The organism is Catenibacterium sp. UBA627 (assembly GCF_002299355.1).
GTDB classification, from domain to species: Bacteria; Bacillota_I; Bacilli_A; order Erysipelotrichales; family Coprobacillaceae; genus Catenibacterium; species Catenibacterium mitsuoka.
Window position 1 is genome coordinate 1 of record NZ_DBPF01000055.1, and the last position, 18,497, is coordinate 18,497.

Consider the following 18,497-nt stretch of genomic DNA (forward strand, 5'->3'; position numbering starts at 1 on the left):
ATTCTGTCTTTCTTAACAGTTGCAACCATGTTTACCTTTAAGCCTTTTAACTTAGTGAATGAACCCTGTAAGTATTCAGCCATAGTATCCATTGGTGATTCATCAGTACCATATAATAAATCAACTGTGATTGTATCAGTACCTAATTCTTTCTTAGCTGCATCTAAGTATTCCTGAGCCTTCTTAACATCGTAACCTACAATATCACCTGCAGTATCACGGAAGTCTTTACCAGCTGGGCTCTTAGATAACTGGGATGGAACAAAACCAGTAGCAGCTCTAGAACCATCCTTTAAGACGTTTTCACATAAGTCTTTTCTGTTAATTGCGTAAGATAATGCTTCTCTTACATTCTTATCAGCAATTGTCTTATTGTTGAAGTTTAAGCTTAAGTAGAATAAGAAACCTTCATTGAATGTTGTGAAAGTATCTTTACCTTTATACTTATCTACTAATGTAGAGTTGATTGTTGCATAGTCAACTTTACCATTGTCAAAGTTCTGTGCAGCAGTCTTAGGATCCTGTACTAGGAACATTTCAAGGTTCTTAGTCTTAACTGCTTTTGCATCATAGTACTTATCGTTCTTAGTGAATGTTGCTTTGTTACCTTTGATCCACTTAGTCATCTTATAAGCACCATTAGATAATGTGTATTCTGGTTTAGTACCATAGTTCTTACCACATTTTTCAACGAACTTTTCGTTCTGTGGGAAGTAGCATGGGAAAGCCATTAAATCTGTGAAATATGGAACCTTGTTGTTTAATTCAACAACTAAAGTCTTATCATCAACTGCTTTAACACCTAAAGTGTTCATCTGTTCATCAGTTGCCTTTGGGCCTAGGTCAATCAACTGACTCGCATTCTTAACTGATGCACCATCATCACCTAACATGTAAGCATAGTTACCTGCATTTTTAATAATTCTCTTCCAAGAATAAACGAAATCGTTGGCAGTGACTTTATCACCATTTGACCACTTAGCATCTTTTAAGTGGAAAGTGTAAGTCTTACCATCAGCACTTACATCCCAGTTCTTAGCTAATGCTGGAACTGTCTTGCCTTTTTCATTGACTGCTGTTAAGCCGTCTGTGATTGCGTGGATTGCGTTGTATGACATACCATCATCAACTACTGTAGAATCCATACCCTGGATATCTAATTCACTTGCAAATCTGAAAGTATCTGTATCAGTTTTGCTTCCACATCCAGCAAGTAACGCTGCTGCCATACTTGCAGCAACTAAAACCTTTACTGTCTTCATAATTTTCCCCTCCATAATGGATATAATTGTATGATAGCATCCAACTATCATGAAAAACATCTTACACTTTTTGTGTATACATGTCAATATTCATGAGCACAAATCTTTGTGCATTTCATGAATCTTATTTACTAATTTGTCTTTTCCACAAATTGACCAATTTATATATTTTTTGCACTTAATTTATTATCATAAAGAGAAAAATCAGGCGTTAAAAAAAAGGCACCAATCAGGTGCCTCTTAGTCCATAAATGGGTTAATTTTATCAAGGATTGCATCCTTACTCGCAAAGCCAATAATCTGTGTAACAGCCTTTCCTTCTTTAAAGAAAATCATGTTTGGAATTGACTGGACACCGTATTTTGATGCTAAATCAAGTTCATTGTCTACATTGACCTTAACAACAGTTAACTGATCATTTTCAGCATCTAATTCTTCTAATACTGGGCCAACCATCTTACAAGGGCCACACCAGTCTGCATAGAAGTCTACTAATACATACTTATTGTTTAATGCTTCATTAAAACCGTTCTGATCTACAATTTTCATATTCTTCACCTCACCTATATTTAAACAGATTGAAGAATATTCCGCAACTTATTTGCTTAGATGAATATCGTAAGTCGTATAGGCAAGTTCTATGCCTTCTTCGTTGAAACGCTTATTCATATTTTCAAGTAAACTACATCTAAGTGTTTCATAGTTTTCTGTAGCTGCCCATACTCTGAGCGTAAAGCTTAATGCACTATCCTTATATTCTGTCATATTCACAAATGGTGGAATATCATGGAGACAATAAGGATTAGATAAAGCTTCTTCCATAATAACCTTCTTAACTAATTCTGTATCACTATCCATCACAACATCGAAGTTTAAATCTACACGACGCATTTCTTCACTTGAATAGTTCACAAGTGTTGAATGAGCAAGCTGTGAATTAGGAATCACAATCTTCTTATTATCTAAAGTAAGTAGGTTTGTATAGAGTAAAGAGATTTCCTGAATTCTTCCTGTTACACCTGCCACCTCAATAAGGTCTCCTTTAGAAAAAGGTTTCGCAAGTAGGATGATGATACCATCAAAGAAGCTTGCGAGTGAGTCTTTAATAGCAAGTGCAAAAGCAGCAGAAGCTGCAGTGAAGATAGCAAGAATAGAATTTGTATTAATACCAAGCTGTGATAAAGCCATAATCGCAATAATCACAATAAAGACTGTCTTGATGATTGTCTTAAAGAAGTTTAATACAATTTCATCCTGGGATGATTTCTCAATGAATTTTGTAAATAACTTATCAAAAATCTTATATACAATATATCCAATAACTATAATGATAAGGGCTTGAAGAGCTTTCTCTCCCATGCCATAAAGTGTTTTTAAGTATTTTTCTACCATTTCTGTAACTCCTTTCATATGCATTCACGATAATTCGTCTACCTTGATTAGTCAAGAAAATGTTGATTTATTCCTCAAAATTGTTAAAATTGAGTTTGACTGAAGGAGGTCCTTGTATGAAAATTGCAATCATGACAGATAGTAACTCTGGCATTACACAAAAAGAAGCAAATGAATTAGGTATCTATTGTATTCCGATGCCTTTCACTATAGATGGTAAAGAATATGAAGAAGATATCAATTTAACACAAGAACATTTCTATGAAAAATTAATGGGCGGCGCAGAAGTGTTTACTTCACAGCCTACAATTGGGATTATCGCAAAGAAGTGGGATGAAATATTAAAAACACATGATGCTATTATTCATATTCCTATGAGCAGCGGCTTATCTGGAAGTTGTCAGACAGCAATGATGATGGCGGATGAAGATCAGTATAAAGGGAAAGTGTTTGTTGTGGATTCTCAAAGAATCTCAGCTACACAAAAAGCTGATGTTCTAGATGCTATTGCTATGGCAAATAAGGGATATGGTGCCAAAGAGATTTATGATTATCTTATGAACAATAAGATGAATGCCACTATCTATATTACTGTAGATACCCTTGAATATTTAAAGAAGGGTGGGCGTTTATCACCTGCTGCTGCAACGCTTGCGGGTTTACTAAAGATTAAGCCTATTCTTACTATTCAGGGTGAAAAGTTAGATAAATATGGTACTTCACGTACTATGAAAAAAGCTCGTAAGATGATGATTGACCAGGTAAAACAGGATATTAGTGATCGTGGCTGGGGTGATGATTATGAAGTAGCATGTGTTTATTCTTATGATAAAGAAGCTGCTTTAGATTATTTAGAACAAATGAAAGAAGCATTTCCTGATAAAGAGGTCATCTTTGACCGTTTATCATTAAGTGTTGCTTGTCATATCGGTCCAGGTTCACTTGCAATAGCTGCCTATAAGAAAGGTTCTTATTAAGATGTTCGATAGAACATCTTTTTTTTAATTTTTTCTTGTATTCCCTTACAACATTGATTATTCAGTTTTTTTATATTATTATTTTAATGAGTGATTTTACATTATTTGAGAAAGAGGTGGATAGTAGTTTATGTCAGTCAATAATACTGAAAAGAAAAAGACATTCAAACCTCATCGTTCTAAAAGAAGATTCCCTTCAACACATCATAATGTTAAAACACAAGGGACAAAAATATTCGCATTAGGCGGTTTGAATGAGGTTGGTAAGAATACTTACTGCATTGAATGCAATGATGAAATGATTATTATTGATGCAGGTGTTAAGTTTGCATCTGAAGGTCTTCCTGGGATTGATTATGTTATTCCAGATTATACTTATTTAAGAAAGAATAATAAAAAGATCAAGGGATTGTTTATTACACATGGTCATGAAGACCATATTGGTGGTATTCCTTTCTTATTAAGACTAGTGAATATTCCATTTATTTATGCTTCACCATTGGCTTGTGCCATGATCAGAAGAAAACTAGAGGAGCATCATCTCACTCATGTGACTAAGATGATTCCTATTACTCACGAAAGTTCTATCAAAACTAAATATTTTAATATTGGTTTCTTTAATACTAACCATTCTATTCCTGAATCTATGGGAATTATTGTGAATACACCTGATGGACGTATTATAGAAACAGGTGACTTTAAGTTTGACTTATCTCCTGTAGCAAATCCTGCTGATTATCAGATTATAAGTTTCTTAGGTGAAACAGGTGTTGATTTATTAATGAGTGATAGTACAAATGCTGAAGTACCTACATTCTCTATTAGTGAAAAGACAGTGGCTTCACAAGTACAAGAAGAATTCAGAAAGACTGAAGGACGTATTATTGTTGCAACTTTCGCATCTAATATACATAGAGTACAGCAGATTGTAGAAGCAGCTGTTAAGTTTAATCGTAAGATCCTTGTATATGGACGTTCAATGGTCAACAATATTGATGTTGCAAGAAAAATGGGTTATATCAAATGTCCTGATCGTTTCTTTATTAAGAATGATGAAGCAAGATATCTTCCTGATAATGAAATCTTGATTCTATGTACTGGATCTCAAGGTGAAGCACTTGCAGCCTTAAATAGAATTGCGAATGGTACACATCGTCAGATTAAGATTAAGCCCGGGGATACAGTGTTATTCTCATCTAACCCTATTCCAGGCAACCAATCTTCTGTATCACGTTTGATTAATAAATTATATCGTTCTGGGGCAAGAGTTCTTGAAAACTCTATGATCAGTAACCTTCATACTTCAGGACATGCATCTCAGGAAGAACAGAAACTGATGATGTTATTGACTAAGCCTAAGTACTTCTTCCCTATTCATGGTGAACACAAGATGCTTTGCATTCATAAGAAATTATATGAAGAAGTAGGCGGACAAGCTGATCATGCATTTGTATTAAGTAATGGGGATTGCTTATGCTTAAAGGATCATGAAGTATTCCAGACAAGAGGTGTACATGCAGATGATATTTATGTAGATGGTAATGATTTAACTGGTTTATCTACTGCAGTATTACATGACCGTCAGATTTTAAGTGAAGATGGTATGGTTGCAGTTCTAATTAGTATGGATTCACATGCTGGTATTTTACTTCATAAGCCAGTCATCATGAGCCGTGGATTTGTATATATGAAAGATAGTAAGCCTATGATTTATGGTGCTGAAATGGCTGTAGATCGTAAGCTACGTGCTTTATTACAGGAAAAGACAACATTTGGAGAAATTAAGAATACAATTAGAGAAACATTAACAACTTATTTCTATACTAAGACAAAAAGAAGACCGATGATTATTCCTGTCATCATGAATAAGAAATAATGAAGAAACAGAAAATTATTCGTACTGGTATTCTTGCTATTATTGTCTTAGCATTGGTGTTGTTTGGTGGTTATACATGTCTCTTTTCTAGAACACATTATTCTTTTTCAAGAATGAATTATAGTTCTAATTTGTTACCTGATGGTTTTAAAGGTTTCAAGATAGTCAATTTATCCGATGTCCACATTACTACATCTAAGGATATTGATCGTCTTGAACAGATTGTAGATGAGATTGAAGATCAAAGTTATGATATGGTTGTTTTTACTGGTGATCTGTATGAAGGCAAACCTATTGAAGATACAAAAGTACAGAAGATCTTAAAGAAGCTTCAGCCTGGATATGGTAAGTTTGCAGTATTAGGTGATGAAGATCATGCCCATGCTGATGAAGTGACTAATATCCTTAATGAGGGTGGATTTGAAGTATTAAACAATAGTACACGTACAATTCATTATCGTAATAGTTCTTTTATCCTTTATGGACAGTCTCTTAACAGCCAGGAAGATATTCCTGATTACGATGGTTTTGTCCTTACTTTAAGTCATTATCCTGACAGTTTTATTCAAAACAAAGGACATACACAATTACAGTTATCTGGGCATAGTAATGGCGGTACCATCTGGTTCCCAGGTATTGGGCCACTTGTAAAATGTAAAAATGCAATCACTTATAATCATGGCACTTATACAGAAAATAATTCTGAACTTATTGTAAGTAACGGTATTGCACCACGTAAGAACTATCATTTTAAAGTATTATGTGAAAATGAAATTATTATGATTACATTCGAGTAGGGATTTTTATCCCTACTCTTTTTTTGCTTTCATATAACAAGTAAGATTGGTAAAATAGAGATAGGGAAATGAGGTGATTCCCATGAAAACAAAGAAGAGCTATATCTTGAATATTGCGTTAATTCTTGTGATTAGTGGTATTTCTTTATATTTATCAGTAGGTTCTGAAGTTTCTACTGTATTTAAGACAATTACAACAGCGCATCCTTTCTGGCTATTCATCTTATGTTTCATCATGTTTATGTATTATGTATTTGACGGACTGGCTACTATGATCTTTGCGCGTTTCTATAAAAAAGACTTTACTCTCAAAGAAGGTTTTGTGAATGGACTTGTAGGTACTTTGTTTAGCGGTTTAACACCTTCTTCTTCCGGAGGACAGTTTGCCCAGGTGTTCGTATTTAATAACCAAGGCATCTCTCCTGCAATATCTACAAGTATATTACTTATGTGCTTTATTAGTTATCAAATAGTGATCATGGGCTTTACAGCTGTGATTATGATAGTGGATTCAGCCTACTTCCTTGATAAAGGTGTTGGTGTATCTTCTATGGCAGCCGTAGGATTTCTTATTAATGCGGTAGTGACTATTCTATTATTTGCCGGAGCTAAGAGTAAGAAGTTCCAGAACTTTATAGTAGATAAAGTAGTTTATCTACTATCTAAAACACCACTTATAAAAGATTATGAATCGACATGCTTTAGAATTCAGAATTATTTCAGTGAATTTAGAGAACAGATGAATGTACTACAGAAAAATAAAAAAGCATTATTACAGACAGTATTATGTAATGTAGTGAAACTTACAATCATTTACTCTACACCATTCTTTTCTTGTCTTGCTTTAGGTATTAAGGTTCCTTTCAACTTATTCGTACAGTTCCTAGGACTTGCATCCATTATTAATCTCATTAATACATTCCTCCCTATTCCTGGTGCATCAGGTGGTAGTGAAGGATGTTATATGATCTTGTTTGGTTTTCTTGGTCGAGCAAATGCCTCTAGTTCTATGTTCTTATGGCGTTTCTTCTCTTTCTATTTTGGATTAATATTAGGTATGATCACATTCATAGTTGCAAAGGATACAAAACGAAAAGACGATTAAGTCACTCTTAGGAGTGGCTTTTTTGTGCATTATCATTCAATCTGCCCAAAAATAAATTAGCACTTGCCTTGACAAAGTGCTAAAACGAACTATAATACTTTTTAGCACCTAGATAAATAGAGTGCTAATGAGGAGGAATAAAAAATGTTGAAACCTTTGAATAAGAATATCGTATTAAAAAAAGAGGAAGTAGAAAACAAGACTGCAAGTGGTATTATTCTCACTACTGAGACAAAGAGTCTTCCTACTGTTGGAGAAGTTGTGGCTGTAGGTCCTCAATGTGAAAATGATTTAAAAGAAAAAGATCGTGTTGTATTCAAGGAATACTCAGGTACTAAAGTTAAACTTGATGGTATTGAATATATTGTGATAGACGAGAAAGATGTTCTCGCATGTATTGAATAGGAGGAATGAACTATGAGTAAAGAAATACGTTTTTCTAGTGATGCACGTCAATCTATGTTGAAAGGTGTGAATACTCTTGCTGATGCAGTGAGTGTCACACTTGGTCCTAAAGGTAGAAATGTGGTATTAGAGAAGAGCTATGGTTCTCCTTTAATTACGAACGATGGTGTTTCTATTGCCAAGGAAATAGAGTTAGAAGATCATTTTGAAAATATGGGTGCTAAGTTAGTCTATGAAGTAGCCAATAATACAAATGATATTGCAGGTGATGGTACAACAACTGCCACAATACTTGCGAGAGATATGATTGTGAATGGTATGAAGCAGGTTGAAAAAGGTGCAAACCCTGTACTTATGAGAGAAGGGATTGAAAGAGCCTCTAAAGCAGTGGCTGAAGTATTATTAAAGAATTCTCATAAAGTAGAAACAAGCAGGGATATTGCATCTGTAGCCACTATTTCTTCTTCTAATAGTCATATTGGTGATTTGATTGCTCAGGCTATGGAAAAAGTTGGTAGAGATGGTATTATCAACGTAGATGAATCTAATAGTTTTGATGATGAATTAGAAGTGAATGAAGGTATGCAGTATGATAAGGGTTATGTATCTCCTTATTTTGTAAGTGATACAGATAAGATGGAAGTAGAAATGGATAATCCATTGATCTTAGTCACTAATCAGAAGATTACTAATTTACAAGAAATCCTTCCACTACTTGAACAGGTATTAAAAACTAATAAGCCATTATTACTTGTTGCAGAAGATTATGAAAATGAAGCGATTTCTTCTCTTGTATTGAATAAGTTAAGAGGTGCCTTTAATGTCGTAGCAACTAAAGCTCCAGGATTTGGTGATAAACAGAAAGAAATGTTGGAGGATATTGCAGTATTAACTGGTGCTAAATTCTACAACAAAGACCTTAATATGAAGCTTTCTGATTTAACTATTGAAGATCTTGGTACAATCAAGAAAGTGATTGTAAAGAAGGATAATACAACTCTTATTGGACATAGTTCTAGTGAAGCAGTGAATAAGCGCGTAGAAGAATTAAAGACACAATTAACTCATATTAAGAGTGATTATGAAAAGAAGACTTTAAAAGAACGTATTGGTAAATTATCTAACGGTGTTGCAACAATTAAAGTCGGTGCTACAACTGAAGCAGAATTAAAAGAAAAGAAATTAAGAATTGAAGATGCTCTCAATGCGACTAAGGCCGCTGTAGATGAAGGTATCGTTGTTGGTGGTGGTGCTGCGTTAGTAGAAGCCTATGAAGAACTAAAGAATCAGGTCAGAGATACGAATGTAGATATCCAGAAGGGTATTAATGTAGTCATGAATTCTTTATTTGCACCTCTTACTCAGATTGCAATCAATGCTGGTTATGATGAAGAAGAAATTGTATCTATCCAGAAGAATGCTGAAAAGGACTTTGGATTTGATGCAAAGACAGGTGACTGGGTCAATATGTTTGAAGCAGGCATTATTGATCCTACTAAAGTCACTCGTAGCGCATTATTAAATGCCGCTAGTATTTCAGCCTTGTTCTTAACAACTGAAGCAGGTGTGGCAGAACTTCCTAAGAAAGAAGAATCACAGCAGCCTGTTATGCCACAAGGTGGCATGTATTAAAAAAAAGCCAGAAATGGCTTTTTTTTTACTTACAGAATTGATATGTTAGTTCTCCTAAAATCTGGATACCTTTTTCGATATTCTCCATAGAAGCAGCTGAGAAGTTCATACGAATAGATTGACATGGCTTAGTACTATCTACCATGAACTCATTACCTGGTACGATGGCTACATGCTTCTTAATAGAAGCCTGAACGAATTCTGGCATACTTACACCATCAGGCAGATCAAACCATATAAACATACCACCTTCTGGTTCAATGACATGAATAGAAGGATGGAAATACTTCTTGATCATCTCTAACATGAAATTACATTTCTTTGCATAAAGAGACTGCAAATGTTTAATATGTGCATCCATATCTGTTTCTCTTAAGAATGCATCCATCATATATTGTGAGAGATTGTTTGTATGATTATCACCTGATTGTTTAGCCATAAAGAGCTTAGAAATAATATCTTTACTTGCACAGATGATTCCTGTACGCATACCTGGTGAGATAATCTTAGAAAGACTGGCTGCATAAACAACACGATGGTCTTGATCTAAAGATTTAATAGAAGGTACTTCTTCGCCTGTAATACGTAAATAACCATAAGGGTTATCTTCTAGAATAACTACATCATACTTTACTGCAAGGTTATAGATTTCTTTTCTTTTTTCTAGAGATGTTGTGACTCCGGTAGGATTCTGGAAGTTAGGAATTGTATAGAATACCTTTGGTCCTTTTTTAAAGGCTTCTTCTAGTTCTTCTAGGTTTACACCATCTTCTTCTAAAGAAACACCAAGCAGCTTTGCCCCATTACATTTAAATGAGTTTAAAGCACCTAAATAACTTGGATTCTCTACTACAACATAATCTCCTTCATCACAGAATATCTTAGACACAAGATCTAAGCCCTGCTGTGATCCTGTTGTAATAATAATATCATCATCACTTGTACATATACATTCATGCTTATTAATGAATGACTTAGAAGATTCTATTAAACCTGTATACCCCTGGGCAGAGCCATACTGCAAAACTTCATAAGTTTTTTCTTGAAGAATCTTATGTCCTACTTCTTCTAGCTTTTCCTGTGGAATAGCTTCTGGATCAGGGAATCCACTCGCAAAACTAATATAGTCTACCGTACCATTCTCACTTGCATCAGCCATGACACTTCTAATGGCTGATTTTTTTACGTAATTCATCTTATCTGCGTATCTCATATATGTCACTCCATTCACTTTTTTCTCATTCTACTACTATTATTTAAAAATACCTAATTATTTTTTATGTCTGCATAAGTTATAATCTGAATATCGTGATCCTTGATGTACTGTTTGAATGCATCACTCTTAAGTAATTCTAATTCCTTGATGCGACTCATATTGTAGCTAGATACGTTCATCAGTCTCTCATCAACTAAAGCAGGATGACAAACAATTTCTACTGTATCATAGCCTTCTGTTGAACAGATTTCTTTGAATGTTTCAAAGCTTACACCATCTTTATAAAATTCACAACGTGCTGGGAAGTAGTTTTCATCCACATATCTTGTTTGTCTGATAGGAAGGTTATATTCCTTGGCAAGACGCTTGATGACTTCCAATTGTCTATGTTCCATATGAACATAATGATGAGAATCTAGATGTGTAGGAAGATGTCCTGTGTGTGCAATGAAAGCTTCTATCTGTGCTTTCCATTCTTCATAGACTTCATCTGGTTCTCCATCTGGAAATCCATCTTCATAAGCACTAGGTCTTAAGAAGTTCCCCGCTTCATCTGTATAGCTTTTCTTGCCAGATAATAATGGTTTACCTGCAGTTAAAGTTAAATGAACACCAATTCCTAAATTTGGATATGCCTTTGCCTTGTCTAGGGCCCATGAAGCATATGGCATATTCATCATGACTGTAGTGGAACTTACAATTCCTTGTTCGTGTGCAAGAAGGATACCTAGGGAGTTTCCTTCACACATACCGAAATCATCAGCATTAATAATTAATTTCTTGATCATACTTTTCACCTCTAGAATCCATTGTACTAAATATTATAAGAACAGTCACACAGAACGATAAAATGATGTATAATACAAGACAAAAGGAGACTGTTATGAAAAATACAATTACTGGATATACAGGTTTATATGGGGTTGTCGCAAATCCTATTAAACATTCTTTTTCACCAATGATGCATAATACTGCATTTCAAACATTAGGTATTAATGATGTTTATCTTGCATTTGAAGTGACTAAAAATCAGTTAGATGATTATATTACGTCTGTTAAGACATTACCTATTAAGGGATACAATATTTCTATGCCTTATAAACAGGATATGATGAAATATATGGATGAACTCACAACACAGGCAAAACTTGCGAAGAGTGTCAATACGGTAAAGAATGAGAATGGTAAACTCATTGGTCATATTACTGATGGAGAAGGTTTTGTGATGGCCTGCCGTGATAAAGGATGGGGTATTGCGAAGCATAAGATTGTAGTACTTGGTGCAGGTGGTGCAGCAAGTGCAATTATTATTTCTCTTGCATTAGCGGGTGCTAAGGAAATTGTGGTTTATAATCGTTCTGATAAGCCATTTATTAAAGAACTCAATGAGAAATTAGATTGCCCTATTACTTTAAAGAAAATTGATCAGGAAAGTATTAAGGAAGATTTAAAGAATACTTATTTATTAGTTAATACAACTAGTGTTGGTATGGCACCTCATCCTGAAGGATGTATTATTGAGAGTGCTGATATGTTACCTGATGGTTTAAAGGTGGCAGATATTATTTATAACCCTAAGGAAACAAAGCTATTAAGTTATGCAAGACAAAGAGGTCTTGATTATATGAATGGAGAACGTATGATTGTCTATCAAGGTGCATGTTCTTTTAAATTCTGGACAGGAAAGGATATGCCTATCCATGAAGTCAAAGTAGCGTTAGGAATGGAGGAAAGCGAATGAAAGAGATCGTAGTTGCAACAACAAATAAAGGAAAACTTAAAGAGATTTCTGCAATGTTGGAAAAATTAGGGATTGAAGTAAAGTCTATTAAAGATATATTAGGTTATAATCCTGATATTGAAGAAACAGGGACTACTTTTACAGAAAATGCAGTGATTAAAGCTGAAACAGTGATGAATATGATTCATATGCCTACTCTGGCAGATGATTCTGGTTTAGAAGTAGATGCATTAGATAAACAGCCTGGTATTTATTCTTCTCGTTTTATGGGTGAAGATACAAGTTATGATATTAAGAATCAGTGGATTATTGATGCCGTTAAAGATAAAGAAGATAAGACAGCACGTTTCGTATGTGCGATGGCTTTGGCTATTCCTGATGAAGAAACAAAGACTTTCCTAGGTACTTTTGAAGGAAAAATCAATGATTGTATTGATGGTGAAAATGGCTTTGGTTATGATCCTATTTTCTATTATCCACCATTAAAGAAGACTTCTGCAGTGATGACTATGGAAGAAAAGAATAAAGTCTCTCATCGTGCAAAGGCATTAAAGGCTTTATATGATTATTTAGAGGAGGAACATAAATAATGAATCATGTTGTATTAGTACATCCTGCGATTCCACAAAATACAGGTAATATTATGAGAACATGTGCAGCGACACATACACCTTTACATATTATTAAGCCTACAGGGTTTAAGTTAAATGATCCAAGAATGAAAAGAGCGGTTATGGATTATTTTGATCATCTCACTTTTAAGGTTTATGAAAACTTTGAAGAGTTTGAAAAAGAGAATCCTGGTATTTATCATTTCTTTACACGTTATTCTAAAAAAGTATATAGTGAAGATGATTTTAAACAGGAAGGCGAACATTATCTTTTCTTTGGTCATGAGCATGATGGTATTCCTCATGATATCTTAAAGAAGTATATTGATGATTGTGTACGTATTCCAATGTATGGAGATTCACGTAGCTTGAACTTATCTAATACTGTAGCCATTGGTGTTTACGAAGCATTAAGACAGCAGGGTTATCCTGATTTATCTACAGTAGAGGTTCAAAAGGGAGAAGATTTCTTATACAATGAAGAAATTTAAAGGTATTCTTTTAACTGTATGTTTGACCTTTTTGATTATTGATTGTGCTATTTTATTAGTGACTTTTGTCCCTGTATTGTATCCTTCTTCATTAATAGCCTCTAATATTGGGGTAAGTGAAAAGATAGTAAGAGAAAGTTATATGACAATTATCCACTATTTAAGTCTATTCTCACATAAAGCACTTTCTACTCCTGCTTTTCCTATGACTAAAAATACAGTTTTTCATTTTTATGAAGTGAAGGTATTAATGAATCGTTTAGAAATTATTGGGTTAGTGGTACTGATTGGAACTATTTATCTCATATACTCTACAGTCAAAGAGAATGATTATAGACCTTTTAAATGGGCAGGATTCACTACTTTAGGACTCGTATTTATTGTAGGTGGAACAGCCTATGTTGATTTTGATGGGGCATTCACAATGATGCATCATATCCTTTTCAACAATAACTACTGGCTGATTAATCCTGATATTGATCCTATTATCAATATCTTTCCTGAAAGTTATTTTGTGACATTAGGGATTGCGCTATTTAGTTTGATTGGTATCGGTATTATCATTAATTTAGGTGTATATTTCAAACATATTTATTGCATTAATACAAATAAATGAGTATAATTTATGAAAAATAGACACGAGGTTCTCGTGTCTTTTCGTATGAGGGAGTTAAAAATGAAAGAAATGATTAAAGACTTCTTAGATGAGTTATCTTCATCTTCACCTACTCCTGGTGGTGGAGGTGCTTCAGGACTAGTGGGCGCTATTGGATGTGCTTTAGGACTCATGGTAGGTAACTTAACTGTAGGTAAGAAGAAATATAAAAATGTAGAAGATGAAATAAGAGAAATCATAGAGAAGTTAGAAGACTTAAAGAAGAATCTTGTAACTTCTGTAGATGATGATGCAGAAAACTTTAAGCCTCTTGCAGAGGCTTATAGACTTCCTAAGAATACTGAGGAAGAAAAGAAACATAAAGAGTTTGTGATGGAGTCATGTTTATTGGATGCATCTCTTGTACCATTACAGATCATGGATTTAAGTTATCAGTCTTTAAAGTTATTTTCTACTTTAAATGAGAAAGGTTCAGTGATGGCAATCAGTGATGTAGGTGTTGGTGTACAATGTTTACGTAGTGCGTTGACTGGCTCTATTATGAATGTCTATATTAATACGAAGTCTATGAAAAATAGAGAAATAGCTGAGAAGATGAATAAACGTGCTGAGAAGCTATTAGTTGAAGGGCAACTGCTTGCAGATGAAATAACTAATAGTGTTATTAAAAAGTTAGGAGGAACTTCATGTTAGAGTTAAGAGGAAAAAAGGTTTCTGATGGAATTAAAGAATATGTATCAAAAGAGTTAGAAACATTATCTTTTGTACCTAAGCTTGCGATTGTGAGAGTGGGTGAAAACCCTGATGATATGAGTTATGAGCGTGGTGCAACTAAGAAATTAAAGTCATTTGGTTTAGATGTGGCTTCTTATGTTTTCCCACAGGATATCAGTGATGAAGATTTCAAGAAAGCTTTTAAAGAAATTAATGAAGATGATGAAGTGACAGGAATTTTATTATTAAGACCACTTCCTCTTACTATTAATGAAAAAGATATTGAAAATATGATTGATCCTAAAAAGGATTTAGATGGTATTTCTCCTATTAATATTGCGAAGGTGTTTGAAGGAGATACAACTGGTTTTTCTCCATGTACTGCAGAAGCAGTTATTGAAGTATTAAAGGCATATGATATTGAGTTAACAGGTAAAAGAGTGACAGTAGTAGGTAGAAGTATGGTTGTAGGTAAACCTGTGTCTATGCTGCTTCTTAAAGAGAATGCGACAGTAACTATGACTCATACAAGAACTGTTGATTTAAAGAAGACATGTTCTGATGCAGAAATTGTGATTGCGGCTGCAGGACGTGCAAAAATGTTAAATAGTGATTATTGTGGACAGGATGCCGTGATGATTGATGTAGGAATCAATGTGGATGAGAATGGTAAGTTATGTGGTGATGTAGACTATGCGACTCTTGATGGCAAAGCCTCTGCCGCTACCCCTGTTCCTGGTGGTGTTGGTACTGTCACAACTGCAGTACTTGCAAAACATTTAATCCAGGCAGCTAAAATGCGTTAAAGACCTCTTTCGAGGTCTTTTTATTATGGTCTTCTCCATTTTCTATAAATCCAATACCCTTTCACAATTGAAAGCGCAAATAACACAGCCGCCACAATAATCAATATCTCTGATGCTTTTGTATGAATATAGACGATCATTGTGACTAGCAAAAATACTGATAATACGATCGCATAGATGAAATCTAACAGATAGAGTATCTTTCCTTTCATATCGTGTCCCCTCCTTGTTATTATCATAGCACTCTAAGCAAGAAAAAAGACAGCTTTCGCTGTCTTTGCACACAATTATATTAATCAAAGAATTTGTATTCTTCAAAGTAAGCCTGTGGATGGTTACAAGCTGGACATACTGTAGGAGCTTCTAAAGATTCTACGACAAATCCACAGTTGTTACATTTCCATAGTACTTTATGATCTTTCTTGAATACTGTGCCGTCTTCAATCTGTTTAGCAAGTTTTAAGTATCTTTCTTCATGCATCTTTTCAGCCATAGCGATGGCTCTTAAGATAGCTGCGATTTCAGGTAATCCTTCTTCTTCAGCTTTATTAGCAAATTCTGGATACATATGTGTCCATTCTTCGTTTTCACCAGCAGCTGCAGCTTTTAAGTTTTCTACAGTTGTACCCATTAATACTGGGAATTCACCAGCAACAGGTAATGTTTCGCCCTGAGCAGCAGTGTTCATAAGCTTCATTAAACGTTTCGCATGTTCTTTTTCCTGGTTTGCTGTTTCTTCAAAGATTTTAGACACTTCTACATAACCTTCTTTTTTCGCAATACTAGACCAGAAAGTATAACGATTTCTTGCCTGTGATTCACCTGCAAATGCAGCCATTAGATTCTTTAATGTTTCAGTACCTTTTAAATTAGACATTTTCTTTATCCTCCTTCATATTCTTACAATCATTACAGATTCCTTGAAATAACATATCAACATGTGTGAGTTGTACTTGATCTAGTTCTTCTATATCATGAACAAGTTCATCAAATGCACCATGTGGAATATGTATATCCACAATCTTTCCACATTTTGAACATACCATATGATGATGTGGTGTCACATTAGCATCGTAATGTACAGTAACACGATCTATATTTAATTTTCTGATATACCCATTTTCAACTAAAACATTCAGATTACGATAAACAGTACCTAGTGATATATCCGGAATGATTCTTCTTACATGAGAATAAATAACTTCTGCTGTAGGATGCGTGTGATCATTCACGAGCATATCATATATCGTATCTCGCTGCTTAGATCTTCTAAGTCTTGTCTCCGCCATATGTTCCATTCTCCTAATCAGTAATGATTACTACTATTAGTATACTATTTACTAGTAAGAATGCAAGCCAGATACATTATTTTGACAAAATTGTATGTATAAGTGTATAGAAATCATTGGTTGCATAAACAAGAGGATCAATTACATACACAGGAACAGAAACAATAGACTCTATATCCCCCTTTAAATGCATGACTGAAGGGGATAAATAAAGTGCATCATAGTCTCCTTCTACTTCTTCTAATGAAGAAAGACTCACTGATTCCACTTCTAGATTAGACTTTTCTATTATCAGACTTTCTTTCATTAAACTAATTAAATAACTAGAAGAAAAGCCATCCTGGTCTACAATCCCTACTTTCACACGTTTAGGGTCTGCATCTCTTAAAAAGACAACCATAAAATCTTTATAATAAGATAAGAACTGGGATAAGCTCTTTAAAGTATAATGGAGATAGAAATAGATTTCTTTCCCTTCTTCATCTGTAATCTGTTCTTCAATAATGCCATTATGCCAGACAGTTAAAAAAGCAACACGATTCTTCAAATAAAAACGTACAGTATGATAGTCTTTAGTGTCTTCAATAATGTCACATCTGACATTTTTCATATTCTTTCTTGTATAGTAATAAGACCATTTAAAAACAATCATTAAATAGGTCTTTTGATAAAATTCATCCATATCCCTCACCTGTAATAATCATATCATAATTCAACTATTTTTTTTGAGGATTATGTTCTGTTTTGCATTCCTTTTTGGGTATGATAAAATGTATTTGAGAGGCAGGTGAGTATTAGTGAAGAGAATTTTTGTCATGTCTGATTTACATGGACAATTTGTGTTATTGCAGCTGATGCTCAATAAGATTCAATTCACTGATGAAGATGAGTTATATATCCTAGGTGATATTATGGATCGTGGTCCTAATTCAATTGATATATATTACTTTGTGAAAGCAATGCCTAATGTTCATATGATCAAGGGTAATCATGAAATCATGATGAGACAATCTTTAGCAGCCAGCTTAAAATATAATGATTTAGATTCTGATTTGAATAATGCATATCGTTTATGGAAACAGAACGGTGCTACAGGTACTGTAAATAGTATAAGAGAGTTCTTACAGAAGGATTCTATTCCTTATGAGGAATATTTTGATATAAAGAAAGAGTTTATACAGGAAATTATTGATTTTATTGATAGTCTACCTAACTATATAGAACTAGATTATCAGGGCAAGCATTATGTGATGGTGCATGCAGGAGTGGATCCTGAGGTAACCAATATAGAAGATAGTGATCCTGAATTACTTGCCTGGATTAGAGAATATTTCTATATGAACCCATGTAATCCTGATTATACTTATATATTTGGTCATACGCCTTTATGTTATGTAAATGATGATCATTCTTTTAATATCTGGTATGATCCTGATTATCATAATAAGATTGGTATTGATGGTGGACTCGCTGTGGCAGATAGAGGACAATTAAATTGTTTATGCTTAACAGATGGTTCTTCTTATAAGATACCTTATAAGGATGGTCAGCCAGGAGAATTACAACG

Annotated in this window: 22 protein-coding genes; 13 read left to right on the top strand and 9 right to left on the bottom strand. The window is 34.2% G+C overall.

The window, feature by feature from the left end:
- The 3 genes from B2S90_RS03840 to B2S90_RS03850 all read right to left on the bottom strand — a co-directional run.
- Positions 1 to 1,262 (bottom strand): peptide ABC transporter substrate-binding protein (locus B2S90_RS03840; protein ID WP_286696565.1); only part of this gene is annotated, 1,262 nt, incomplete at its 3' end.
- Positions 1,263 to 1,502: 240 nt separating this feature from the next.
- Positions 1,503 to 1,811, bottom strand: coding sequence for a thioredoxin (gene trxA, locus B2S90_RS03845; RefSeq protein ID WP_278780407.1), 309 nt, complete (start codon positions 1,809 to 1,811; stop codon positions 1,503 to 1,505).
- A 48-nt stretch (positions 1,812 to 1,859) separates the two neighbouring features.
- Positions 1,860 to 2,654 (bottom strand): mechanosensitive ion channel family protein, encoded by a 795-nt coding sequence (locus B2S90_RS03850; RefSeq protein ID WP_278780405.1) that lies wholly within the window; start codon positions 2,652 to 2,654, stop codon positions 1,860 to 1,862.
- A 116-nt stretch (positions 2,655 to 2,770) separates the two neighbouring features.
- On the opposite strand from B2S90_RS03850, the gene B2S90_RS03855 reads away from it, so the two are divergent.
- From B2S90_RS03855 to groL, 6 genes are all read left to right on the top strand, one after another.
- On the top strand, positions 2,771 to 3,631 hold the full coding sequence (locus tag B2S90_RS03855; RefSeq protein WP_055233622.1) for a DegV family protein: 861 nt from the start codon (positions 2,771 to 2,773) through the stop codon (positions 3,629 to 3,631).
- A gap of 130 nt (positions 3,632 to 3,761) precedes the next feature.
- Positions 3,762 to 5,507, top strand: a complete 1,746-nt coding sequence (gene rnjA, locus B2S90_RS03860) for a ribonuclease J1 (RefSeq protein ID WP_055233621.1) — start codon at positions 3,762 to 3,764, stop codon at positions 5,505 to 5,507.
- On the top strand, positions 5,507 to 6,304 hold the full coding sequence (locus B2S90_RS03865; RefSeq protein ID WP_278780402.1) for a metallophosphoesterase: 798 nt from the start codon (positions 5,507 to 5,509) through the stop codon (positions 6,302 to 6,304). The genes rnjA and B2S90_RS03865 overlap by 1 nt, the downstream gene beginning before the upstream one ends.
- A gap of 82 nt (positions 6,305 to 6,386) precedes the next feature.
- Complete coding sequence (locus B2S90_RS03870) at positions 6,387 to 7,409, top strand: lysylphosphatidylglycerol synthase transmembrane domain-containing protein (protein ID WP_055233619.1); 1,023 nt, start codon at positions 6,387 to 6,389, stop codon at positions 7,407 to 7,409.
- A gap of 144 nt (positions 7,410 to 7,553) precedes the next feature.
- Positions 7,554 to 7,814, top strand: coding sequence for a co-chaperone GroES (locus B2S90_RS03875; protein ID WP_055233618.1), 261 nt, complete (start codon positions 7,554 to 7,556; stop codon positions 7,812 to 7,814).
- 12 nt (positions 7,815 to 7,826) lie between these two features.
- Positions 7,827 to 9,446 carry a chaperonin GroEL gene (gene groL / locus B2S90_RS03880; RefSeq protein WP_286696566.1) on the top strand — a complete coding sequence of 540 codons (1,620 nt, stop codon included), beginning with the start codon at positions 7,827 to 7,829 and terminating at the stop codon, positions 9,444 to 9,446.
- 25 nt (positions 9,447 to 9,471) lie between these two features.
- Here the strand turns inward: groL and B2S90_RS03885 are convergent, their stop codons facing one another.
- Together B2S90_RS03885 and chbG are read right to left on the bottom strand one after the other, a co-directional pair.
- Positions 9,472 to 10,659 carry a PLP-dependent aminotransferase family protein gene (locus tag B2S90_RS03885; protein WP_055233616.1) on the bottom strand — a complete coding sequence of 396 codons (1,188 nt, stop codon included), beginning with the start codon at positions 10,657 to 10,659 and terminating at the stop codon, positions 9,472 to 9,474.
- Between the two features lie 53 nt (positions 10,660 to 10,712).
- Positions 10,713 to 11,450 (bottom strand): chitin disaccharide deacetylase, encoded by a 738-nt coding sequence (chbG, locus tag B2S90_RS03890; RefSeq protein ID WP_278780397.1) that lies wholly within the window; start codon positions 11,448 to 11,450, stop codon positions 10,713 to 10,715.
- A 95-nt stretch (positions 11,451 to 11,545) separates the two neighbouring features.
- Between chbG and aroE the strand changes: the two genes are divergently transcribed.
- From aroE to B2S90_RS03920, 6 genes are read left to right on the top strand one after another with little or no spacing between them, the layout of a single operon-like run.
- Entirely contained in the window at positions 11,546 to 12,403 is an 858-nt protein-coding gene (gene aroE / locus B2S90_RS03895) for a shikimate dehydrogenase (RefSeq protein ID WP_055233614.1), read from the top strand.
- On the top strand, positions 12,400 to 12,993 hold the full coding sequence (locus B2S90_RS03900) for an XTP/dITP diphosphatase (RefSeq protein ID WP_055233613.1): 594 nt from the start codon (positions 12,400 to 12,402) through the stop codon (positions 12,991 to 12,993). The genes aroE and B2S90_RS03900 overlap by 4 nt, the downstream gene beginning before the upstream one ends.
- On the top strand, positions 12,993 to 13,505 hold the full coding sequence (locus B2S90_RS03905; protein ID WP_006504316.1) for a tRNA (cytidine(34)-2'-O)-methyltransferase: 513 nt from the start codon (positions 12,993 to 12,995) through the stop codon (positions 13,503 to 13,505). Before B2S90_RS03900 ends, B2S90_RS03905 begins: the two co-directional genes overlap by 1 nt.
- Positions 13,492 to 14,121, top strand: a complete 630-nt coding sequence (locus B2S90_RS03910; protein ID WP_279147436.1) for a TIGR01906 family membrane protein — start codon at positions 13,492 to 13,494, stop codon at positions 14,119 to 14,121. The genes B2S90_RS03905 and B2S90_RS03910 overlap by 14 nt, the downstream gene beginning before the upstream one ends.
- Positions 14,122 to 14,181: 60 nt before the next feature.
- Positions 14,182 to 14,814 (top strand): cyclodeaminase/cyclohydrolase family protein, encoded by a 633-nt coding sequence (locus B2S90_RS03915; protein ID WP_286696567.1) that lies wholly within the window; start codon positions 14,182 to 14,184, stop codon positions 14,812 to 14,814.
- Complete coding sequence (locus B2S90_RS03920) at positions 14,808 to 15,641, top strand: bifunctional 5,10-methylenetetrahydrofolate dehydrogenase/5,10-methenyltetrahydrofolate cyclohydrolase (RefSeq protein WP_278780389.1); 834 nt, start codon at positions 14,808 to 14,810, stop codon at positions 15,639 to 15,641. The genes B2S90_RS03915 and B2S90_RS03920 overlap by 7 nt, the downstream gene beginning before the upstream one ends.
- Before the next feature lie 23 nt (positions 15,642 to 15,664).
- On the opposite strand, the gene B2S90_RS03925 is transcribed toward B2S90_RS03920, so the two are convergent.
- From B2S90_RS03925 to B2S90_RS03940, 4 genes are all read right to left on the bottom strand, one after another.
- Positions 15,665 to 15,853, bottom strand: coding sequence for a hypothetical protein (locus B2S90_RS03925; protein ID WP_055233609.1), 189 nt, complete (start codon positions 15,851 to 15,853; stop codon positions 15,665 to 15,667).
- An 80-nt stretch (positions 15,854 to 15,933) separates the two neighbouring features.
- A complete protein-coding gene (gene rbr / locus B2S90_RS03930) occupies positions 15,934 to 16,518 on the bottom strand; it encodes a rubrerythrin (protein ID WP_055233608.1) in 585 nt (194 codons plus the stop codon).
- Entirely contained in the window at positions 16,511 to 16,930 is a 420-nt protein-coding gene (locus B2S90_RS03935; protein WP_055233607.1) for a Fur family transcriptional regulator, read from the bottom strand. Before B2S90_RS03935 ends, rbr begins: the two co-directional genes overlap by 8 nt.
- 76 nt (positions 16,931 to 17,006) lie before the next feature.
- On the bottom strand, positions 17,007 to 17,612 hold the full coding sequence (locus tag B2S90_RS03940; RefSeq protein ID WP_278780386.1) for a PTS sugar transporter subunit IIB: 606 nt from the start codon (positions 17,610 to 17,612) through the stop codon (positions 17,007 to 17,009).
- Positions 17,613 to 17,727: 115 nt separating this feature from the next.
- Here B2S90_RS03940 and B2S90_RS03945 point away from each other — a divergent pair.
- Positions 17,728 to 18,497 (top strand): metallophosphoesterase (locus tag B2S90_RS03945; RefSeq protein ID WP_286696568.1); only part of this gene is annotated, 770 nt, incomplete at its 3' end.